This is a genomic window from Pseudomonas sp. A39 (assembly GCF_058145955.1).
Map to the genome: position 1 here is coordinate 1 of NZ_JBYVMD010000004.1, position 22,000 is coordinate 22,000.

Below are 22,000 nucleotides of genomic sequence, written 5' to 3' on the forward strand. Positions count from 1 at the left end.
CGCTGAACCGCAGTAGCCGCCGTGGGTGCTCTGAGTGCCGACCATCGGCAGGGCGACCATGCGTTCCAGGTCCACGCTGGTGATGGAGTTGATGGTGTTGATCAGCGACACCGCGTCGGCCCCCCCGCGATACGCCGCCCGGGCCGCGACGCGGATGTCGGTGATGTTCGGCGTGAGCTTGACGATCACCGGCAGCGAGCAATACGTCTTGCACCAGCGCGTCACCTGTTCCACATACTCCGGCACCTGGCCTACCGCCGCGCCCATGCCACGTTCGGGCATGCCGTGGGGGCAACCGAAGTTCAGTTCGATACCGTCGCAACCGGTGGCTTCCACGCGCGGCAGGATGTTTTTCCAGGACTCCTCAACGCACGGCACCATCAGCGACACGATCAGCGCTCGATCCGGCCAGTCCTTTTTTACCTGGGTGATTTCCCGCAGGTTGATCTCCAGCGAGCGGTCGGTGATCAACTCGATATTGTTGATGCCCAGCACTTCGCGGTTGGCGCCATAGTGCGCCGAGTAGCGGGAGGACACGTTGACCGCCGCCGGGTCTTCACCCAGGGTCTTCCACACCACGCCGCCCCAGCCAGCTTCAAACGCGCGAACCACATTGTAGGCTTTGTCGGTGGGCGGCGCGGAGGCCAGCCAGAACGGGTTGGGGGCCTTGATGCCGGCGAATACAATCGAGAGATCGGCCATTATGCAGCCTCCACATTCAGCATGAGTTGGGCGTGCATGGCTTCGGCGGCCAGCTTGCCATGTTGCACGGCCTGCACGGTGAGGTCCTGGCCAAGGCTGACGCAGTCGCCACCGGCGTAAACCCCGGGAATACTGGTGCGCAGCTGCTCGTCGACGAAGATCCGCTCGCCCACGCGGTGCAGCTGTTGTGCCAGCGGATCGTGCAGTGCCTCGCTGTCAAAACCCTGGCCGATGGCCTTGAAGATCGCATCGGCAGCCAGTTCGAAGGTTTCGCCGGTGGGTTGCAGGCGGCCGTTGTCCAGGCGCGTGCGGGCGAAACGCATGCCGCGCACATGGCCCTGGTCGTCCAGCAGCACTTCTTCGGGTTGGGCCCAGGTCAGCAGGCGCACTTGGTTGGCCTTGGCGATGTCCTGTTCATGGTGGGTCGCGCCCATGTCGGCCAGGCCTCGACGGTAGACGAGGTTGACGTCGCGGGCGCCGAGGCGGGCCATTTGCACAGCCATGTCGATAGCGGTGTTGCCGGCACCGAGCACGATGCAGCGGTCGGCCAGGGGCAGTTGTGTGAGGTCATCGGCCTGGCGCAGTTCGCGGATGTAGTCGGTGGCGGCGAGCAGGCCGGGGGCGTCCTCGTGGGGCAGACCCAGCTGTTTGCTCGCGGCCAGGCCGAGCCCCAGGAATACCGAATCGAATTGCTGATGCAGTTCGCTGAGGGTGAGAGTGTCCCCCAGACGCTGGCCGTGGCGGATCTCGATGCCGCCGATCTGGAGGAGGAAATCCAGCTCTTTCTGGGCGAAGTCGTCCACCAGTTTGTACTTGGCGATTCCGTATTCATTCAGGCCGCCAGCCTTTTCCCGCGCTTCGAAAATCACCACGTCATGCCCGTGCAGGGCGGCGCGATGGGCGCAGGCCAAACCGGCAGGCCCGGCGCCGACCACGGCGATGCGCTTGCCGGTGGGGGCGGCGCGCTGGAAGGGGTGTTCGCTGAAGTGCGCGTTGTCGATGGCATAGCGTTGCAGCAGGCCGATCAGCACCGGGGCGCATTCTTCGGCGTTATTGCGCACGCAGGCCTGCTGGCACAGGATCTCGGTGGGGCACACCCGCGCGCAGCTGCCGCCGAGTATGTTGGCCGAGAGGATTTTCTGCGCGGCACCTTGTACGTTGTCGGTGTGGATGTTGCGGATGAACGAGGGGATGTCGATCTCGCTGGGGCACGCGTTCACGCACGGCGCGTCGTAGCAGTACAGGCAGCGCGAGGCTTCCAATTGTGCCTGGCGTGCGTTGAGGGGCGGTGCCAAGTCGGTGAAATGGCTGGCGAGGGTGGCTCCATCCTCAACGGGATGGGGGAGGTGGGTCAGGGTCTGGATCACGGTGGTGGCCTCACGGTTATTGAGGTGCTGCCTCTGATGGGCAGTGGTTTTTGTGTTGCCTGTACTGGCCTCATCGGGAGCAAGCCCCCTCCCACATTGGGTGGGAGGGGGCTTGCTCCCGATAGCGGTCTCAGCGGTTCACAGCCACTGGCTTGGAATGCGCCGCCCGCTTGCTCAACTGCTCAAACACCGCCGGGTACGCCGGCCGCTCCACATACCGCCCCGCACCGCGCTCGGCCCTCAGGTCGCCATCGGCCCAGACCAGCTTGCCCTGGCTGATGGTGTGGCTCGGCACACCGCGCACGGTCTTGCCTTCGAAGATATTGAAGTCGACCTGCTGGTGATGGGTCTTGGCGGAAATGGTCCGTGTACCCTCGGGGTCCCACAACACCAGGTCGGCATCCGCACCCACGCGGATCGCGCCTTTGCGCGGGTAGAGGTTGAAGATCTTCGCGGTGTTGGTGGAGGTCAGCGCGACGAACTCCTGCATCGACAGGCGCCCGGTGTTGACGCCTTCGTCCCACAGCAGCGCCATGCGGTCTTCGATGCCGGCGGTGCCGTTGGGGATCTTGCTGAAGTCGTCTCGGCCGGCGGCTTTTTGCTCGGCGCAGAAGCAGCAATGGTCGGTGGCGGTGGTGTGCAGGTTGCCGGATTGCAGGCCATGCCACAGCGCCTCCTGATGCCCGCGCGGGCGGAACGGCGGGCTCATCACGTAGCCGGCGGCGGTTTGCCAGTCGGGGTGTTGGTAGACACTGTCGTCCAGCAGCAGGTGGCCAGCGAGGACTTCGCCATACACCGGTTGGCCCTTGCTGCGCGCATAGGTGATCTCATCCAGCGCTTCTTTGGTCGACACGTGCACCAGGTACAGCGGCGTGCCGATAGTCTCGGCGATGCGGATAGCACGGCTGGCTGCTTCACCTTCGACCTGGGATGGGCGCGACAGCGGGTGTGCTTCCGGCCCGGTGATGCCCTGCGCCATCAGCTTGCGTTGCAGGTGGTACACCAGCTCGCCGTTCTCGGCGTGCACGGTGGGCACCGCGCCCAATTCCAGGCAACGCTCGAAGCTGGCGACCAGGGTGTCGTCCGCCGCCATGATCGCGTTTTTGTAGGCCATGAAGTGCTTGAAGCTGTTGATGCCATGGTGGCTGACCAGCTCGGCCATTTCCTCGCGCACCTGCTCGCTCCACCAGGTAATCGCCACATGGAAGCCATAGTCGGACGCGGATTTTTCCGCCCAGCCGCGCCACTGGTGAAAAGCGTCCATCAAGGATTGCTGCGGGTTGGGAATCACAAAGTCGATGATCGACGTAGTGCCCCCCGCCAGGCCTGCTGCCGTGCCACTGAAAAAGTCTTCACTGGCCACGGTGCCCATGAAGGGCAGTTGCATATGGGTGTGGGGGTCGATGCCGCCGGGCATCAAATATTGACCGCTGCCATCGAGTGTCTCAGTGCCGGCGGGAACCTCCAGGTTCGTGCCAATGGCGCGAATTAGACCGCCTGCGCATAACACATCGGCGCGGTAACTTTCATCATGGGTAATAACGGTGGCGCCACGGATCAACAGCGACATGTCGAGTTCCTCACAGGCTTGACCGGCTTGTGCCAGTTCTAAGTGTTGTAATGCTGCTAACCGATAGTCGGTTAATTCCTGTCATCGGTGACAGGAATAGAAGCTAGCCCGAGTTTTTCGATTGAGCAAGAAGATTTTTTATAAGCTTATACCGTGTTTAATTTGTTGATTTATAAGGTAAAAATTAATAAATCACCAAAATGTGGCGGCCACTCACCATTTTGACGCACTTGACAGGTTCGCAAATTGAGCAACATTTCTTATTGCAAATCAGACGCTTGAGAGATGCCTCTTGACGAAGACAGTTAATAAAAATAATTGTGTTGCACCAGATTGAGTCCGGAGGGTTCGGGCAACTTACGCATTATTTAGCCTGAGTAACGTGGCAAGTACCGCGGGCTCAATCGGAAAGCTGATTAACATCAGCCAGTTATATAAGCGGTACGGGTTCGAGGGCCGTAGTCGGCACGGTTATTGAGTGCAGTGGCGGCTGGCCGGGTCCGTGATGTCATGTTGTTTATGAGGTACTCCGGCCATCCGGCGCAGCGCGTTGGATGAGCAACAATAATTCGAAAAAACCGTGGAGCGGCCATGCAACAGAACAGATCGCAAGTCATTGAACGCAACGGCCTGTACGAACTCGACGCCGGCCCCGACGTCCTCGACAGCCCGCGCTACAACCACGACATGGCACCGACCAAGGTGCATGAACGCACTTGGAACAAGTGGCACATCACCGCGCTGTGGGTCGGCATGTCGATCTGCGTGCCCACGTATACCTTGGGCGGGGTGCTCACCGCGTATTTCGGCTTGTCGGTGGGCGAGGCGCTGATGGCGATTTTGCTGGCCAACATCGTGGTGCTGATCCCGCTGACCCTCAACGCCTTCCCCGGCACCAAGTACGGCATACCGTTCCCGGTGTTGTTGCGCTCATCGTTCGGCATCCTCGGTTCCAACGTGCCGTGCCTGATCCGGGCGCTGGTGGCGTGCGGGTGGTTTGGTATCCAGACGATGTTTGGCGGGCTGGCGATTCACCTGTTCCTGGGCTCGATTTTCGACGGCTGGAAGTCCCTCGGCGGCACGGGTGAAGTGATTGGCTTCATGATTTTCTGGTGCCTGAATTTGTGGGTGGTGCTGCGCGGCGCCGAATCGATCAAGCGCCTTGAAACGTTGTCGGCGCCGTTGCTGGTGGCGGTGGGGATTGGCCTGTTGGTGTGGGCAATGCCTAACGTGTCGATCAGCGAATTGATGGCGATCCCGCCCAAGCGTCCCGAGGGCGCGAGCCTCACCGGTTACTTCATGGCCGGCCTCACCGCGATGGTGGGTTTCTGGGCCACCTTGTCGCTGAATATTCCCGACTTCAGCCGCTACGCAAAAAGCCAGAAGGATCAGATTCTCGGGCAGATTTTCGGCCTGCCGCTGACCATGTTCCTGTTCGCCGCCCTCGGCGTGATCATGACCGCCGCCTCGGTGAAATTGGTGGGCGTCAGCGTGTCCGATCCCGTCACCCTGATCGGGCATATCCAGAGCCCGGTGTGGGTGGCGGTGGCGATGGCGTTGATCATCGTCGCTACCCTGTCCACCAACACGGCGGCGAACATCGTGTCGCCGACCAACGACTTCCAGAACATCGCGCCCAAGCTGATCAACCGCACCACCGCCGTGATCCTGACCGGGTTGGTGGGGTTGGCGTTGATGGGCCATGAACTGCTGAAAAAGCTTGGCCTGATCGTTTCCGATGTGAGCCTGGAAACCGTGTATTCCAACTGGTTGCTCGGCTATTCAAGCCTGTTGGGGCCGATTGCCGGGATCATGGTGGTGGACTACTTCATCACCCGCAAACAACAACTGGACCTGGCCGGGCTGTACCGCGATGACGTGTACCCGGCGTGGAACTGGAGTGGCTTTATCGCGTTTGGCGTGCCGGTGGTGCTGACCTTGCTGTCATTGGGCAGCGATGCGTTCAGCTGGTTCTACAGCTATGGCTGGTTCACCGGTTCGGCGCTGGGCGGCTTGCTGTATTACGGCTTGAATGCCAAGCGTGGTATCAGCCCGGTCACTGCTAAGTCACCGCTGTAACGGAAGTGGAATGCAATCCAAATGTGGGAGGGGGTTCCACCTGTTCCACTTATAAAAAACCAGCCTGAGGAGATCCCCATGAACGCTGCCCTCGACGTTCTGCAATCGACCCATCAGCACATCAACCGCGACCGCTTGTGGCAATCCCTGATGGACCTGGCCAGACTCGGCGCCACCCCCAAGGGCGGCGTGTGTCGGCTGGCCCTGACCGACCTCGACCGCAAGGCCCGCGACCTGTTTGTGCAGTGGTGCGAGGACGCCGGTTGCACCGTCACCATCGACGGTATCGGCAACATCTTCGCGCGCCGCCCCGGCCGCAATCCTGACCTGCCACCGGTGATGACCGGCAGCCATATCGACACCCAGCCCACCGGTGGCAAGTTCGACGGTTGCTTCGGTGTGCTGGCGGGCGTGGAAGTGCTGCGTACCCTCAACGACCTCAAGATCGAAACCGAGGCGCCGCTGGAAGTGGTGGTGTGGACCAACGAGGAAGGCTCGCGTTTCCCCCCGTGCATGATGGGCTCCGGCGTGTTCGCCGAGAAATTCACCCTGGCCGATACCCTGGCCAAGGTCGATGTGGACGGCGTCAGCGTCGGCGATGCACTGAATGCGATTGGTTATGCGGGCACACGTCCCGTCAGCGGTCATAAAGTGGGGGCGTATTTCGAGGCGCATATCGAACAGGGACCCATTCTTGAGGACGAGCAGAAAACCATCGGCGTGGTGCTCGGCGCACTGGGGCAGAAGTGGTTTGACCTGAAACTGCGCGGCGTCGAAGCGCATGCGGGGCCGACGCCGATGCATTTGCGCAAGGACGCCCTGGTCGGCGCGGCGGCAGTGGTGGCGGCGGTGAATGCCGCAGCGCTGGGTCATCAACCCCATGCGTGTGGGACGGTGGGTTGCCTGCAGGCCTATCCCGGCTCGCGCAACGTGATCCCTGGCGAAGTGCGCATGACCCTGGATTTCCGTCACCTTGAGCCGGCGCGGCTGGACTCGATGATTGCCCAAGTGCGCAAGGTGATCGATGAAACCTGTGCCAAGCATGGCTTGAGTTTTGAGATGGAGCCCACGGCGGATTTCCCACCGCTGTATTTCGACAAAGGCTGCGTCGACGCCGTGCGCGATGCGGCGAACGGCCTGGGCCTGTCGAACATGGACATCGTCAGCGGGGCAGGGCACGACGCGATCTTCGTCGCAGAGCTGGGCCCGGCGGGGATGATCTTTGTGCCCTGTGAAGGCGGCATCAGCCATAACGAAATCGAGAATGCCGCACCGGATGATCTGGCTGCTGGGTGTGCGGTTCTATTACGCGCAATGGTGGCAGCTTCCGCCGCAATCGCCAGCGGCAAGTTAGCCGCCTGAAATACGGTAGAAAAAAATGTGGGAGGGGGCTTGCCCCCGATAGCGGTGGGTCAGTCACCCTGTTATCGGGGGCAAGCCCCCTCCCACATTTGAACAGTGTGTGATGTTAGATCCAGATGGCATCCCACAATGGGTAGTCGCCGATCTTTTTAACCAGACCTGCTCTCAATGGATTGGCCACTACATACCTCGCCATCTTCACTAGATCATCCTCCTTGCGCAGTGCGCGGTCATGAAAGCTTTCCTGCCAGAGTCTTCCCTTGCGACCACTCACGCCATTAACGGACCGCGTGCTCTTGGATTTTACCTGTCGCATCAGATCTGCAAGAGAGCCTTTTTTCAGCTCAATAATCCAATGGAAATGGTCCGGCATGATCACCCACGCAATTGAGTTCGCGAGCCCTTGGTGTTGTGCCAGCCGAAATTGCCAGACCAGCAGCCGACCCAAGTGGAAGTTGCTGAAAATGGGAATGCGTTCGTGAGTGTTGGTGGTGATGAGGTAGATGCGGTTGGGTTCGCTGAAGCGTCCGATGCGCAGGCGGTGTGACGCGGGTAATTCTGCCATTCCCTGGCCCTCTCAAGATGCGTCTAGAGAGGCTAGATTGGAGGGCCGCAGGGTGAGGGGCGGACTTTTGGCAGGATGTGTCTGGAAGAGCGCCATCGGGAGCAAGCCCCCTCCCACCTTGGCTCTGCGGTGTTCACACATTATGTGTCCGGCACCGGACACGTGTGGGAGGGGGCTTGCCCCCGATGGCAGCCGTTCAGTTGATAGTGATGTGACTGACCCGCCGTGTCAGGCGCCAGGTTGCCACCCACCGCCCAGCGCAGTCACCAACCCCACGCTCGCCTGCAACTGCCGTGTCTGCACCGCCTGCAACGTCCTCTGCGCCTGCAACGCCGCCGTCTGCGCCGTCACCACGTCCAGGTAACTCACGGCCCCGGCCTGGTAGCTGTTCATCGCCAGCGATTGGGTGTGCTGCGCCGCATCCGCCGCCGCTTGTTCATCCTGCGCCTCAAGCTGCAAATCCCGCAGTTGCGCCAGGTTGTCTTCCACCTCGCGCACGGCCTTCAATACCTGGCTGCGGTAGTGCGCCGAGGCTTCTTCAAACTCGGCCTTGGCCTGGCGTTCATTGGCGCTCAAGCGCCCGCCATCGAAGATCGGCAGGTTCACCAGCGGCCCCAACGCCCAGTAGCGATTACCGGCGGACAGCAAGTTGCCAACGCCCTGGGTTTGCCCGCCAATCAGCCCGGTCAGGCTGAAATCCGGGTACCACGCCGCCTTGGCCACGCCGATATTGGCGTTGGCGGCGAACACCCGGCGCTCTGCCGCCGCGATGTCGGGGCGGCGTTGCAGCAGGTGGCTCGGCAATTGTGAGGGAATGCCCGGCAGCGCGATCAGTTGCTGGCTCGGCGGCAGGGTGAAGTCACTGGCCGCCACACCCACCAACTCGCCTATCGCATGCTCGGTCAGGTTGCGTTGCCCGCGCACTTCATCCCGTTGCGCCTTGGCCTCGGCGAGCTGGTTTTGCGCACGGGTCAGGTCCAACTCCGAAGCAATCTGGCCCTCATACCGACTGCGGGTCAGTTGCAGTGCCTGGCTGAAATCATCCAGCGAACGGTCGAGAATCCGCGCCTGCGCGTCCAGCCCATTGAGCTGCACATACAAGGTTGCCAACTGATGCTGCAAGCTCAGGCGCGCCACCGCCAAATCGTCACCCGAGGCTTGCGCCTGGGCATCGCCGGCCGCGACTTGGTTACGGATTTTTCCCCACAGGTCCAGGTCGTAACTCAGCGAGAAGCCTGCCGTATTGCTGTTGTACACCGACGGCTGCGTGGTTCCCCGCAGCGGCCGCGAGTCCGATTGCCGCTGGCGCAGCGGCTGCGCGCTGGCGGTGATCTGCGGGAACAGCCCGGCATGCAGTTGGCTGGCATACGCCTGGGACGCATCGAAGTGCGCCAGCGCCGCCGCCAGGTCCGGGTTGGCCCGGAGCAGTTGCTGTTGCAGGTCATTCAGGCGCGCGTCGTGGTAGAGCGTCCACCATTCGGGGGCCATTTGGTCGGACGGTTGCGCGCTGTGCCAAGGGCCGTCGCTGGTCTGTTCGCGGTAATGCGCGGGCAGGTCAAGCGACGGCACCTTGTAGGCGGGCGCCATCGAGCAGCCCTGCAATGCCAGCAGCATCAATGCTGCGAGAGGTTTAAGCCTTGGGCGCATGCGCACCTCCCGAGGCATCGGCCAACTGCACCGGGTCGCCTTCGCGCAGGGCATCGGGCGGGTTGTCGACGATACGGTCGGCGGGTTTCAAACCTTGGTCGACGACCAGGCGTTCGCCCAGGTCGAGGCCGATGTGGATGTCTTGCAGGTGCACATGATTCTGCGCATCCAGCACCGCCACTTGGGTGCCTTGGGCACGGAAGATCAACGCGCTGGCCGGGATGCTCACGCCATGGGTGTCGGCTGGAATCGGCAAGGTGGCTTCGGCGTAGTCGCCGGGCAGCAACTCGCCATTGGGGTTGTCGGCGACGAACTGCGCGAGCAACGTGCCGGAGCGGCGGTCGATGGCGGTGGAGTCGCCGATCAGGCGCGCCTTGAAATGCTCGCCGGGATGCTCGGGCACGGTCAGTTCGGCTTCAAGCCCTGGGTGGATGACGGCCGCGTAGTTCTGCGGCACCGGCACATACAGGCGCAATTGATGCGTGTCGGCGATGTTGAACAGTTCCGGGTCGCTGTCGGTATCGGCCTTGATCAGCTGGCCGATATCGGTGTTGCGCGCGGTGATGGTGCCGGCGAAGGGCGCACGGAGGGTCTTGTAGCCTTCCAGGGCCGACAAGCGCGCATAGTCGGCAGCGGCGGCTTCAGCATTGGCTTTGGCTGCCGCCGCGTTGGAGGTTTTTTCATCGGCTTCCTGGCGCGACACCGAATGACTGGCCAGCAGGTTTTGCCAGCGTGTCGCCGTGGTGGCGGCCAGGCGTGCATTCGCCTGCTCCTGGATCAAGCGCGCATGGGTCTGCGCCAACTGTTGGTCGAGGTCGGGGCTGTCGATTTCGGCAAGGATCTGCCCGGCCTTGACCTGACTGCCGATATCCACTTTCCAGTCCTTCAAATAGCCACTGACCCGGGCATGAATCGGTGCCTTGCTCCAGGCTTCAAGGTGCGCAGGCAGGCGCAGGGTATCGCCGGCGACGTTCTGCTTGGGCTGGAACACCATCACCTGCGGGATGGCGGCGGTTTCAGTCCAGGCCGTGACCGATTGTTCGTGCAGCGTGCGGGCATGCAGGCCGTTGGCGACCAACAGGGCGGCCAGGGTCAGGCCGCCGACACCCATGAGCATCAGACGCTTGCGCGAGGGTTTGTGATCAGACGACATGTGGGGTTTCTCCTGCAACTGCGCGAGTAGGCTGACGACCGTGGACCAGGCTGAAGACCACGGGAACAAACAACAAAGTGGCGAGGGTGGCGAAGATCAAGCCGCCGATGACGGCGCGCCCGAGCGGGGCGTTCTGCTCCTCGGAAATCGCCAGCGGCAGCATGCCGATGATCATCGCCAGGGCGGTCATGCACACCGGACGGAAGCGTGTGTAACCGGCCTCCATGGCGGCTTTCAACGCGTCGCCATGTTCGGCCAGGCGCTCACGGCAGAAGCTCACCACCAGGATCGAGTTGGCCGTGGCGACGCCCATGCACAAGATGGCGCCGGTGAGTGCCGGTACCGACAATGAGGTGCCGCTGAGGAACAGCATCCACACAATCCCGGCGAGCGCCGCCGGCAAGGCCGTGATGATCACAAACGGGTCGGACCACGACTGGAAATTGACCACGATCAGCAGGTAGATCAGCACCACGGCGCCGAGCAGGCCAAGGCTCAGGCCGCTGAAGGCTTCATGCAGTGCGTCGATCTGCCCATGCAGGCTGATTACCGCACCTTTGGGCCGCAGGGCGGCGGTGTCATCCAGCACTTTTTGCACATCACGGGCCACGCCGCCGAGGTCGCGGCCTTGCACGTTGGCGTACAGGTCCAGGGTCGGTTCGATGTTGTAGTGGGTCACCACCGCCGGGCTTTGCACGCGGGAGATGGTCGCCACGCCGCCGAGGATCTGCGACTGGCCGTCGGCGCCGGTCACCGGCAAGGCCTCCAGAGAGGGCAGGCTGTCGAGGCGGTATTGCGGGGTGGCGGCGACGATGGAATAGGACACGCCGTTGGCCGGGTTAAGCCAGAAGGTCGGTGCTACCTGGGAGCTGCCGGCGAGCGAGGCGACCATGCTGTTGGTCACGTCACGCTCGGTGATGCCCAGGCCATTGGCGCGCATACGGTCGACGTTCACCTGCAGCGACGGATAGCCGGTGGACTGCTGGATGCGCAGGTCGGCGATGCCCGGTACGTGCTGCAACCGGCGCTCAAGCTCCACGGCGTAGGCGCGGTTTTCTTCATCGCTGCGCCCGGAGATTTTCACGTCCAGCGGGGCCGGGGCACCGAAGTTGAGGATCTGGCTGCTGATGTCCGCCGGCAGGAAGGCGAAGTGGCTGCCAGGGAAACTGTGCGGCAGCGCTTCACGCAGTTTTTTCACGTAGTCGGCGGTCGGTGCGTGGTCCTTCTTCAGGCTGACTTGGATGTCGCCATCCTGCGGGCCGATGGTGCCGCTGCTGCTGTAGGCCATGTCGATGCCGCTGAGCGGGATGCCGATGTTATCGACGATGGTGTCCAGCTCTCCGGCAGGGATGATTTCGCGGATCCGCGCTTCAATGCGGTCGAAGGCAGCGGCGCTTTCTTCTATGCGCGTGCCCAGCGGCAGGCGCACATGCAACGCCAGGGCACCTGCGTCGGTGGCCGGGAAGAAGTCCTGGCCCAGGCTCGGAAGGAGCAGGAATGACGCCAGCACGCAGGCCAGGAAACCGACGATAAAGCGCTTGCGATTGCCCAGGGCCAAGGTCAGTAGGCCGTGATAGGTGTCGCGGATGTTCGAGAAGTGACGCTCGAAACCCTGCTGGAAATTCAGCACCGATTGCAGCACGGCATTGCGCTGCTGGGTGTGCTGCTCGCCCTCGTGGTGGTTGATGAATTCGTCTTCCGGGTGATGCCCCGCACCTGGCTCCGGCGTGTGCGGCTTGAGCAGGAACATTGCCAGGGTCGGCACCAACGTACGCGAGAGGATGAACGAACTGGCCATGGCAAAGATCACCGCCAGCGCCATCGGCCGGAACAGATAACCGGCGATGCCTTGCAGCAAAAACATCGGCACGAACACGATGCAGATGCACAGCAGCGAGACGAACGCCGGGCCGACAATTTGCGCGGCACCGTCGAGGATTGCCGTCTTCACCGGCTTGCCTTGTTCCAGGTGCCAGTTGATGTTTTCGATGGTCACCGTGGCGTCGTCCACCAGGATCCCCACCGCCAACGCCAGCCCGCCGAGGGTCATCACGTTGAGGGTTTGCCCGCTGACCGCCAGCAGTGCGATGGCCGATAGCACGGCCAGCGGAATCGAGGCGGCAATAATGATCGTGGAGCGCCAGCTGCCGAGGAACAGCAGGATCATCGCACTCGTCAGCAGTGCGGCGATGATGCCTTCCTGGGCCACGCTGCCGACCGATTGTTTGACGAACACCGAGGCGTCGCCCAGCAGTGAGGTCTTCAGTGACGGTGGCAGGGTTTCGTTGATGCGCGGCAGCATCTGGCGGATGCCGTCGATGATCGACAGGGTCGAGATGCTGCCGTTTTTAAGCGCCGGCATCAGCACTGCACGGTGGCCGTCGACGCGCACGATGTTGGTCTGCGGCGGCGAGCCGTCACGCACGTGGGCGACCTGGCCGATGGTGATCAGCGCGCCGTCGACGGTCTTGATCGGCAGGTCGTTGAGTTCATCGATGGCCTTGGGGCTGTTATTCAGCAGGATCGTGTATTCGTTGGGGCCGAGCTTGGCGGTGCCCACCGGGATGATCTGGTTCTGCAGCGCCAGGGCGTTGCCCACGTCCTGGGCCGACAGGCCTTTGGCGGCGAGTGCCTGTGGGTCAAGGTCGAGGGTGATCTGGCGTTGCTTGCCGCCCATGGGCGTGGGCATGGCCAAGCCGGGCAGGGCGCTCAAGGGCAGGCGGATGTTGTTCTGCACAAGGTCGCGGATCCTGGCTTCCGACAGGCTGGGGCTGGAGAACGCCATCTGCAGGATCGGCACCGTGGAGGCGCTGTAGTTGAGGATCAGCGGCGGTGTGATACCCGGCGGCATCTGCTTGAGCACGGTTTGTGACACCGCCGTCACTTGGGCGTTGGCGGTACGGATATCCACGCCGGGCTGGAAGAAGATCTTGACGATGCCCATGCCGGGCAGCGATTGGGATTCGATGTGTTCGATGTCGTTGACGGTGGTGCTCAGGGAGCGTTCGTAGGTGTAGATCACACGACCGGCCATGGCGTCCGGCGACAGGCCGTTGTACTGCCAGACCACGGCGACCACGGGGATGCCGATATCGGGGAAAACGTCAGTGGGCGTACGCAGGGCCGCCATCGGCCCGATGATGCAGATGAATATGGCCAACACGATAAACGTGTACGGCTTTTGCAGTGCGGTCTTTACCAGCCCGAGCATGCGTGAACCTCCGGAGGAGCAGGATTGCAAACCCCGGCAGTCTCACGCGACCCACCTAACACGCACCTTTCAGCCAGGTGAAGGAACATTTAGGTAAGGGCTGAAAATCGTTTCATAGGCATTCATTTGTTCTAGACAGGTCAGCCGCCCAAGCTTGTAACCCATCGGACACATTGTCCTGCTTTGGAGCCCTGCCATGTCACTCAAACCACTGTTATTGATTCCCGCCCTCGGTGCTGCGCTGTTGTTGTCGGCGTGCGCCGGGCCAATGCCCAAAGCCGATCCGAGTGAAGCCTGGATCGGCTTGAAGGAAGAAGCGCCGAACGACCTGATGGCTGAACGCGTGGACGGCAAGCGTGTGGATGACGGCCGCTTTTTTGAGGTCACACCGGGGGACCATCGCCTGGATGTGACGCTGTTCGAGGAGGAGGCGGGTGACGACAACCAGCAGGACTGCCAGGGACGCGTCGAATACAAGCATTTCAAGGCGGGTGAGCATTACACCCTGGTGGAGTCCAGCCTGGGTACCACCGTGCGCGCAGCCTTGATGGATGGTCACGGCAAGGAGGTCGCAGCGACTCAGGACTTCAATTGCATGCCTGGCTAGGCGTGGTGCACCGCCGCCTTATGAGGCTTGGCGGGCGCAGCGGGTTTTACGTGGGGGTGATGGTGCCGGCGGGTAATGCGCAACACCCCCCACAACATGGCGGCGGCTACCGACAGCCAACCGCAGATCAACAGGAAAATCGTCGTTGCAAGGCTCATTCGGGCCTCCTCTCGCCCCGTACGGGGCACACACAGTCTTCTCAATGGACAGTCTAGCTACCCGGCGGTTGCCTGCTATTGACCAATGGTCGTGTCCGTCCAACTTGTTTGCTCTATCCGCTTCCTTTACTAAGCCTACGGGCTATACCCGCGTGGCCGGGCGTCCTATGATCAGGGCCCTCACCGGCAGTTGATCAAGAGAGTAGAAAATTGCGGTTACGGTCGAACCTTAAAACATCCTTTCTATTGGCCTGCGCCCTGGGGCTTGTGGCCTGTTCCGCAACCCCGTCGAAACTGGCGGGCCTGCCGGAGCGTGTCGAACTCAATGGCGTGCCGACGTTTCGCAGCGAGGCTTATCAGAGCGGTCCTACGGCGTTAGCCAGCATGCTGTCGCAACAAGGCATTGTCATGACACCGGGGTTGCTGGATAAGCCACTGCATCTACCGGGCGGCGAAGCGGACCTTGAGCGCAACATGCAGGTGCTGGCGCGCGAGTACGGGCTGATGGTGTACCCGCTGGATGCCAAGCTGACGGCGGTGCTGGCGCAAGTGGCGGCGGGGTATCCGGTGATGGCGCGGATCGGCGGCGGGCTGTGGTCCGACGCGCACTACGTGGTTGTGGTGGGGTTCAATCAACAGAAAAGCACGGTGTTGCTGCGTTCGGGCATGGACCGGCGGCTGTTGATGAGCTTCAGCGACTTTGAGTCGAAGTGGAAAAGCGCCGGGAGTTGGGCAATCCTCACCCAGCGGCCGAGCCAATTGCCGGCAAATGTGGACGCCCAGCGCTGGCGGGATGCGGCCAACGCCACGGCCCAGGCCGGGCAGGAACGGGCGGCGGCGCAGGCGCTTAAAGTGCTGGCGGAACACCGATAAAAAATGTGGGAGGGGCAAGCCCGCTCCCAGATCGGTATTTCACATTGGATCTGGCGTTGTTGCTTAGCGACGCACTTCTGCCGCGTTCGGACGGTTCTTCAGGTTCTTGTCGGCCTTGTAGCGCAACGCCACATCCGGCACCGAGCCGCTCTTGCCGGTCTCTACCCAATTACGAATGCGGCTGGCATCGGCAAAGTGGGTGAATTTGCCAAAGGCATCCAGGATTACCAGCGACACCGGGCGGTTGCCCATGCTCGTCACCAGCACCAGGCAATGACCGGCCTGGTTGGTAAAGCCGGTCTTGGTCAGCTTGATGTCCCAGTTGGCGCGGTTGATCAGGTGGTCGGTGTTGGAGAAGCCCAAGGTGTAGTTGGGCTTGCGGAACGACACGGTCTTTTCCTTGGTGGTGCTCAGTTGGCTGAGCAACGGATAGTGTCGCGCGGCGGCCAGCAGTTTGCTCAGGTCGCGGGCGGTGGAGACGTTGTGGATGGACAGACCGGTGGGTTCGACATAGTGCGTGCTGGTCATGCCCAAGGCCTTGGCCTTGGCGTTCATCGCGGCGATGAACGCGGCGTAACCGCCCGGATAGTGGTGGGCCAGGCTCGCCGCGGCGCGGTTTTCCGAAGACATCAGAGCGATCAGCAGCATTTCCTTACGGGGCATCTGGCTGCCGATCTTCACGCGGGAGAACACGCCTTTCATCTCTGGCGTATCGGTGATGTTGATGTCGATGTACTCGTCCATGTTCTGCTTGGCTTCCAGCACGATCAGGCCGGTCATCAATTTGCTCACCGAGGCGATGGGCACCACCACGTCAGGGTTGCTGGAATAGATCACCTTGTTGGTCTGCAGGTCGACCAGCATGGCGCTGCCGGACGCAATTTGCAGTTTGGAGGTGTCACGCGGCGCCTGGGTGGTTTCGGCGGCGTGCGCGAAGTTGCCTGTGAAAGCGAAAAACAGGCTGATGATAGAGAGACGAATTTTCACGCGGATGAACTCGCTAAAAAGTAAGGAAATACCGTTCAGGAACGGTTTTTTGATAAATGCCGTTACATTTTAGGAGTATGGACGAGAGACTGTCGAATGTTCTTCTAAAACCAGACGAAAGTACTTAAAAACTAAGAAAAAACAGGGTTTATCACGGGCAATAAAAAGCCCTGCGATAAGGCAGGGCTTTTTCAGTACGCCTGGTTATTAATCGTGCAGGGTTTCTGCGGCGTACAGGGTGTTTTCCAGCAGGCAGGCACGGGTCATCGGGCCGACACCGCCGGGTACTGGGGTAATCCAGCCGGCACGGGGCAGGGCGGTCTCGTACACCACGTCGCCGACCAGCTTGCCGTCTTCCTGGCGGTTGATGCCCACGTCGATGACGATGGCGCCTTCCTTGATCCACTCACCCTTGACCAGCCCCGGCTTGCCGGCCGCGACTACCACCAGGTCGGCGCGGCCGACGTGGCCGGCGAGGTCCTTGGTGAAGCGGTGGGTGACGGTCACGGTGCAGCCGGCCAGCAGCAACTCCATGGCCATCGGGCGACCCACGATGTTGGACGCGCCGACAACTACGGCGTCGAGGCCGTACAGGTCGACGCCGGTGCTTTCCAGCAGGGTCATGATGCCTTTCGGGGTGCACGGGCGCAGCAGCGGGATACGCTGGGCCAGGCGGCCGACATTATAAGGGTGGAAACCGTCGACATCTTTGTCCGGGCGAATGCGCTCCAGCAATTTGGAGGCGTCCAGATGGTCGGGCAGCGGCAACTGGAGCAGGATGCCATCCATCTTCGGGTCTTCGTTGAGGCCATCGATCAGGTCCGTAAGGGCCTGCTGGGTGGTCTCGGAAGGCAAGTCGTAGGCCTTGGAAATAAAGCCGACCTCTTCACAGTCTTTACGCTTGTGCGAGACATAAACCTGAGAGGCAGGATCGCTGCCGACCAGGATCACCGCGAGGCCGGGCGTGCGCAGGCCTTGCTGGCTACGCTCGGTGACGCGTTTGGCGATCTGCTGGCGCAGGCTGGCGGCGATTGATTTGCCGTCGATAAGTTGTGCAGTCATTACGCGTGATTAACCATCGAGAGGGGGAAGAAAAGTGCGCGCATTCTCGCATGCCAGGACGTGAGGGCAAAGGCGCTTGGTCTGCAAATTGCCCTAACTCCTTAAATAAAATCAGTTTTTTTCAAAAAAGATTTGACGGGTTTCGGGGGCATCTATACTATTCGTCGCACTTGTCGGGCACAGCCTAGCACTGGTTAAGAAGGTCGGGCGGAATAGATGATTGTTCTGCAAGGCTGGAAGCACTTAGTTTGTAATCCTCCAAGAGTACAGATTAATAAGGCGCCCGTAGCTCAGCTGGATAGAGCATCCGCCTTCTAAGCGGATGGTCGCAGGTTCGAGTCCTGCCGGGTGCGCCATTAGGCAGCTTTGGCACAAGTAGCGTTAGATGGTGGGCGTAGCTCAGTTGGTAGAGCACGGGATTGTGACTCCCGTTGTCGAGGGTTCGATCCCCTTCGTCCACCCCATATTTTGAAAAGGCGCCAGATTAATCGTCTGGCGCCTTTGCTTTAAGAGCTTCAAGCGCGGATGTGGTGGAATTGGTAGACACACTGGATTTAGGTTCCAGCGCCGCGAGGCGTAAGAGTTCGAGTCTCTTCATCCGCACCAATTAAAGCTTGGCCCCGTTGAAAGACAGGGTAAAGCTCGACAAAGAAGTAGTTTGGTTTCTTTGTTAACGCAATATGGTGGGCGTAGCTCAGTTGGTAGAGCACGGGATTGTGACTCCCGTTGTCGAGGGTTCGATCCCCTTCGTCCACCCCATATTCGAAAGGCGCCAGATTTAACAGTCTGGCGCCTTTTTTGGTTTTAGCGGTTCGAATATTCCGCGGCTGCAGGTACTGGGTCGCAATGGCAGGGCGTTTCGTCGTATTTATGTATCTCGATGATGCCGCACTGCCTGCCAGCCCTGTGTGTGGGTTGGCCGTCGGGGTGATGGATGACGACTTCTTCTATATATAGAAGGGGCGGCGCAGAGCCCTGGCGTGATGGGCTGTATTTGTCACCGGGGCGAGGTGCATCAATGCCTTCGTACCGATAAATTGCCGGCTGTTTTCGGGCGTATTTCCAGTAGGGTGACTTCTTGAGTTTGACCCACTAGAATGCATGCCCTTGATTGGGGTCGGAAATGGCCGGCTAACGTCTGTGCAACGAGGAATATCCATGCAAGTTTCTGTTGAAAATACTACTGCTCTCGAGCGTCGCCTGAGCATCACCGTGCCGGCTGAGCGTATCGAGACTGCGGTCAACAAGCGTCTGCAGCAGACTGCCCAAAAGGCCAAGATCGCTGGTTTCCGTCCAGGCAAAGTGCCAATGAGCGAAATCAAGCGCCGTTTTGGTGCCGATGCGCGCCAGGAAGCTGTCGGTGACGTGATCCAGGCTTCCTTCTACGAAGCGGTCGTTGAGCAAAAGCTGAATCCGGCGGGTTCGCCGTCGATCGAGCCTAAGTCCCTGGAAGCGGGCAAGGACCTGGAATACGTTGCCGTATTCGAAGTGTTCCCTGAATTTGAAGTGGCCGGTTTCGACGGTATCGCCATCGAGCGCCTGAGCGCCGAAGTGGCTGATTCGGACCTGGACAACATGCTGGAAATCCTGCGCAAGCAGAACACTCGTTTCGAAGTGGCCGAGCGTGCTGCCCAGAACGAAGACCAGCTGAACATCGATTTCGTTGGCAAGGTTGACGGCGAAGCGTTCGCCGGCGGCTCCGCCAAGGGCACTCAGCTGGTGCTGGGTTCCAACCGCATGATCCCTGGTTTCGAAGACGGCCTGGTTGGCGCCAAAGCCGGCGAAGAGCGCGTACTGAACCTGGAATTCCCTGCTGACTACCAGAACCTGGACCTGGCTGGCAAAGCCGCCGAGTTCACCGTGACCGTCAACAGTGTTTCCGAGCCTAAGCTGCCAGAGCTGAACGAAGAGTTCTTCGCTCAATTCGGTATCAAGGAAACCGGTATCGAAGGCTTCCGCACCGAAGTTCGCAAGAACATGGAGCGCGAGCTGCGTCAGGCCATCAAGTCCAAGGTCAAGAACCAGGTCATGGACGGTCTGCTGGCCGCCAACCCGATCGAAGTGCCTAAGGCCCTGCTGTCCAACGAAGTGGATCGCCTGCGCGTACAAGCTGTTCAGCAGTTTGGTGGCAACATCAAGCCTGACCAACTGCCGGCCGAGCTGTTCGAAGAGCAAGCCAAGCGCCGCGTTGTGCTGGGCCTGATCGTGGCTGAAGTGGTCAAGCAGTTCGACCTCAAGCCTGACGAAGACCGCGTTCGCGAAATGATCCAGGAAATGGCTTCGGCCTACCAGGAACCTGAGCAGGTCGTGGCTTGGTACTACAAGAACGATCAGCAACTGAACGAAGTGCGTTCGGTTGTGCTGGAAGAACAAGTTGTGGATACTGTTCTGCAGAAGGCTAAGGTGACCGATAAAGCGGTCTCTTACGAAGAAGCAGTCAAACCGGCGGAAGCAGCACAAGCCGACTGATTGTCCAACTCGTTGGAAATTCAACCATAAGCCAGCCTCGCGCTGGCTTATGCGTTTTCAAGACATGACTATTTGGGAGTAACTGCAGAGCATGTTCCGTAATTCCTATATTCAGCAGAACTCTGATATCCAGGCCGCTGGCGGCCTGGTCCCGATGGTTGTCGAGCAGTCCGCTCGTGGCGAACGCGCCTACGACATCTACTCGCGCCTGCTCAAGGAGCGAGTGATCTTTCTGGTGGGCCCGGTAGAGGACTACATGGCCAACCTGATCTGTGCGCAGCTGCTGTTCCTTGAAGCGGAAAACCCGGACAAGGACATCCATCTCTACATCAACTCCCCAGGCGGTTCGGTGACAGCTGGCATGTCGATCTACGACACCATGCAGTTCATCAAGCCGAATGTATCGACCACCTGTATCGGTCAGGCCTGCAGCATGGGCGCATTCCTGTTGACCGCAGGTGCTGAAGGCAAGCGTTTCTGCCTGCCTAACTCGCGCGTGATGATTCACCAGCCATTGGGCGGTTTCCAGGGCCAGGCGTCGGACATCGAAATCCACGCCAAGGAAATCCTGTTTATCCGTGAGCGTCTCAACACGCTGATGGCCAAGCACAGCGGGCACACCCTGGAAGAAATCGAGCGCGACACCAACCGCGACAACTTCATGAGTGCCGAGGCAGCGCGTGATTACGGGCTGATCGACGCAGTGATCGACAAGCGCCCCGCTTAATATAAGCCGCTCAAAATAGGGCTGGTCGGCATGTCCGACCACTGGCGGGCTTGAAAAAGCCCGCATAAGCCTTCATCTTGTGTTGCAAGCCTATCGGATTTGGATCGAACGAATGACTGACACCCGCAACGGCGAGGACAACGGCAAGCTGCTCTATTGCTCCTTCTGTGGCAAAAGCCAGCATGAAGTACGCAAATTGATTGCCGGCCCCTCGGTCTTTATCTGCGACGAGTGCGTCGACCTGTGCAATGACATCATCCGTGAGGAGGTGCAGGAAGCCCAGGCCGAAAGCAGCGCGCATAAATTGCCTTCGCCTAAAGAAATCAGCGGCATCCTTGATCAATACGTGATTGGTCAAGAGCGTGCAAAGAAGGTTTTGGCCGTAGCGGTGTACAACCACTACAAGCGCTTGAACCAGCGTGACAAGAAAGGCGACGAAGTTGAACTCGGCAAGAGCAACATCTTGCTGATCGGTCCTACAGGCTCGGGTAAAACCTTGCTTGCAGAAACCCTCGCTCGTCTCTTGAACGTTCCGTTCACTATCGCCGACGCCACCACCCTCACCGAGGCTGGCTACGTGGGTGAGGACGTCGAGAACATCATTCAGAAGCTGCTGCAGAAGTGCGACTACGACGTAGAGAAAGCCCAGATGGGTATTGTCTACATCGACGAAATCGACAAGATTTCGCGCAAGTCGGACAACCCGTCGATCACCCGGGACGTTTCCGGTGAAGGCGTGCAGCAAGCCCTGTTGAAACTGATCGAAGGCACGGTTGCTTCCGTACCGCCACAAGGCGGCCGCAAGCACCCGCAGCAGGAATTCCTTCAGGTTGATACGCGCAACATCCTGTTCATCTGTGGCGGTGCGTTCTCCGGTCTGGAAAAAGTTATCCAGCAACGCTCCACCCGTGGTGGCATTGGTTTCAGTGCGGAAGTGCGCAGCAAGGAAGAAGGCAAGAAGGTGGGCGAGTCCCTGCGTGAAGTCGAGCCTGACGATCTGGTCAAGTTCGGTCTGATCCCGGAATTCGTTGGCCGTCTGCCGGTCCTGGCCACGTTGGACGAATTGGATGAGGCTGCTCTGATTCAGATCCTCACCGAACCGAAAAACGCCCTGACCAAGCAATACGCCAAGTTGTTCGAGATGGAAGGTGTAGACCTCGAGTTCCGTACCGACGCGCTCAAATCGGTGGCCAAGCGGGCACTGGAGCGCAAGACCGGTGCACGTGGTCTGCGTTCGATTCTTGAAGGCGTACTGCTCGACACCATGTACGAAATCCCCTCGCAGTCCGAGGTGAGTAAAGTGGTGATCGACGAAAGCGTTATAGAAGGTAAGTCCAAGCCACTGTATATCTACGAAAACAGTGAGCCGACTGCCAAGGCTGCGCCAGACGCGTAAGCGTTTCGCAGTGTCGGTATAAACAAGGGGCCTCCAGGGGCCCCTTTGTTTTTACGAGGTTTTTA

The 22,000-nt window shown here is 60.4% G+C and carries 17 protein-coding genes and 4 tRNA genes; 11 read left to right on the plus strand and 10 right to left on the minus strand.

The window, feature by feature from the left end; all coding sequences use genetic code 11:
* The 3 genes from preA to hydA form a co-directional block, all read right to left on the minus strand.
* On the minus strand, positions 1-705 hold a 705-nt coding region (preA, locus tag AC3ZU9_RS03985; protein ID WP_490090382.1), incomplete at its 3' end, for an NAD-dependent dihydropyrimidine dehydrogenase subunit PreA.
* The gene (locus tag AC3ZU9_RS03990) at positions 702-2,069 is read right to left on the minus strand and encodes an NAD(P)-dependent oxidoreductase (protein WP_490090338.1); all 1,368 of its coding nucleotides are present in this window, start codon (positions 2,067-2,069) and stop codon (positions 702-704) included. The genes AC3ZU9_RS03990 and preA, both read right to left, overlap by 4 nt.
* A 130-nt stretch (positions 2,070-2,199) precedes the next feature.
* Positions 2,200-3,639: a dihydropyrimidinase gene (hydA, locus tag AC3ZU9_RS03995; protein ID WP_102060091.1), complete on the minus strand. Its 1,440-nt coding sequence runs from the start codon at positions 3,637-3,639 to the stop codon at positions 2,200-2,202.
* A 591-nt stretch (positions 3,640-4,230) separates the two neighbouring features.
* Here hydA and AC3ZU9_RS04000 point away from each other — a divergent pair.
* Positions 4,231-5,718, plus strand: a complete 1,488-nt coding sequence (locus AC3ZU9_RS04000) for an NCS1 family nucleobase:cation symporter-1 (RefSeq protein WP_046035772.1) — start codon at positions 4,231-4,233, stop codon at positions 5,716-5,718.
* 78 nt (positions 5,719-5,796) lie between these two features.
* A complete protein-coding gene (locus AC3ZU9_RS04005) occupies positions 5,797-7,080 on the plus strand; it encodes a Zn-dependent hydrolase (RefSeq protein WP_015884734.1) in 1,284 nt (427 codons plus the stop codon).
* Between the two features lie 106 nt (positions 7,081-7,186).
* Here AC3ZU9_RS04005 and AC3ZU9_RS04010 read toward each other — a convergent pair whose 3' ends face one another.
* The 4 genes from AC3ZU9_RS04010 to AC3ZU9_RS04025 form a co-directional block, all read right to left on the minus strand.
* Positions 7,187-7,645, minus strand: coding sequence for an REP-associated tyrosine transposase (locus AC3ZU9_RS04010; protein WP_015884733.1), 459 nt, complete (start codon positions 7,643-7,645; stop codon positions 7,187-7,189).
* Positions 7,646-7,873: 228 nt separating this feature from the next.
* The gene (locus tag AC3ZU9_RS04015) at positions 7,874-9,292 is read right to left on the minus strand and encodes an efflux transporter outer membrane subunit (protein WP_015884732.1); all 1,419 of its coding nucleotides are present in this window, start codon (positions 9,290-9,292) and stop codon (positions 7,874-7,876) included.
* Entirely contained in the window at positions 9,276-10,445 is a 1,170-nt protein-coding gene (locus AC3ZU9_RS04020) for an efflux RND transporter periplasmic adaptor subunit (RefSeq protein ID WP_490090339.1), read from the minus strand. Before AC3ZU9_RS04020 ends, AC3ZU9_RS04015 begins: the two co-directional genes overlap by 17 nt.
* Positions 10,435-13,656 carry an efflux RND transporter permease subunit gene (locus AC3ZU9_RS04025; protein ID WP_122811610.1) on the minus strand — a complete coding sequence of 1,074 codons (3,222 nt, stop codon included), beginning with the start codon at positions 13,654-13,656 and terminating at the stop codon, positions 10,435-10,437. The genes AC3ZU9_RS04020 and AC3ZU9_RS04025 overlap by 11 nt, the downstream gene beginning before the upstream one ends.
* A 196-nt stretch (positions 13,657-13,852) precedes the next feature.
* Here AC3ZU9_RS04025 and AC3ZU9_RS04030 point away from each other — a divergent pair, with 196 nt between their 5' ends.
* On the plus strand, positions 13,853-14,263 hold the full coding sequence (locus tag AC3ZU9_RS04030; protein ID WP_046035570.1) for a PA0061/PA0062 family lipoprotein: 411 nt from the start codon (positions 13,853-13,855) through the stop codon (positions 14,261-14,263).
* On the opposite strand, the gene AC3ZU9_RS04035 is transcribed toward AC3ZU9_RS04030, so the two are convergent.
* Positions 14,260-14,421: a hypothetical protein gene (locus AC3ZU9_RS04035; RefSeq protein WP_163825860.1), complete on the minus strand. Its 162-nt coding sequence runs from the start codon at positions 14,419-14,421 to the stop codon at positions 14,260-14,262. The genes AC3ZU9_RS04030 and AC3ZU9_RS04035 overlap by 4 nt on opposite strands.
* 210 nt (positions 14,422-14,631) lie before the next feature.
* Between AC3ZU9_RS04035 and AC3ZU9_RS04040 the strand changes: the two genes are divergently transcribed.
* Entirely contained in the window at positions 14,632-15,294 is a 663-nt protein-coding gene (locus tag AC3ZU9_RS04040) for a C39 family peptidase (protein ID WP_015884727.1), read from the plus strand.
* A 63-nt stretch (positions 15,295-15,357) separates the two neighbouring features.
* Here AC3ZU9_RS04040 and pbpG read toward each other — a convergent pair whose 3' ends face one another.
* Both pbpG and folD read right to left on the minus strand, forming a co-directional pair.
* Complete coding sequence (gene pbpG, locus AC3ZU9_RS04045; RefSeq protein WP_046035572.1) at positions 15,358-16,281, minus strand: D-alanyl-D-alanine endopeptidase; 924 nt, start codon at positions 16,279-16,281, stop codon at positions 15,358-15,360.
* 207 nt (positions 16,282-16,488) lie between these two features.
* Positions 16,489-17,343, minus strand: coding sequence for a bifunctional methylenetetrahydrofolate dehydrogenase/methenyltetrahydrofolate cyclohydrolase FolD (gene folD, locus AC3ZU9_RS04050; RefSeq protein ID WP_015884725.1), 855 nt, complete (start codon positions 17,341-17,343; stop codon positions 16,489-16,491).
* A 279-nt stretch (positions 17,344-17,622) separates the two neighbouring features.
* Between folD and AC3ZU9_RS04055 the strand changes: the two genes are divergently transcribed.
* The 7 genes from AC3ZU9_RS04055 to clpX all read left to right on the plus strand — a co-directional run bounded on the left by AC3ZU9_RS04055 (position 17,623) and on the right by clpX (position 21,935).
* Positions 17,623-17,699 (plus strand) — tRNA-Arg (locus AC3ZU9_RS04055).
* A 32-nt stretch (positions 17,700-17,731) separates the two neighbouring features.
* Positions 17,732-17,807 (plus strand) — tRNA-His (locus AC3ZU9_RS04060).
* A 57-nt stretch (positions 17,808-17,864) separates the two neighbouring features.
* A tRNA-Leu gene (locus AC3ZU9_RS04065) sits at positions 17,865-17,949 on the plus strand.
* Positions 17,950-18,026: 77 nt separating this feature from the next.
* A tRNA-His gene (locus AC3ZU9_RS04070) sits at positions 18,027-18,102 on the plus strand.
* A 399-nt stretch (positions 18,103-18,501) separates the two neighbouring features.
* The gene (tig, locus tag AC3ZU9_RS04075) at positions 18,502-19,812 is read left to right on the plus strand and encodes a trigger factor (RefSeq protein ID WP_015884724.1); all 1,311 of its coding nucleotides are present in this window, start codon (positions 18,502-18,504) and stop codon (positions 19,810-19,812) included.
* A gap of 91 nt (positions 19,813-19,903) precedes the next feature.
* A complete protein-coding gene (gene clpP, locus AC3ZU9_RS04080) occupies positions 19,904-20,539 on the plus strand; it encodes an ATP-dependent Clp endopeptidase proteolytic subunit ClpP (protein WP_015884723.1) in 636 nt (211 codons plus the stop codon).
* Positions 20,540-20,651: 112 nt separating this feature from the next.
* Positions 20,652-21,935: an ATP-dependent Clp protease ATP-binding subunit ClpX gene (gene clpX / locus AC3ZU9_RS04085; RefSeq protein WP_003238279.1), complete on the plus strand. Its 1,284-nt coding sequence runs from the start codon at positions 20,652-20,654 to the stop codon at positions 21,933-21,935.
* Positions 21,936-22,000: the final 65 nt, after the last annotated feature.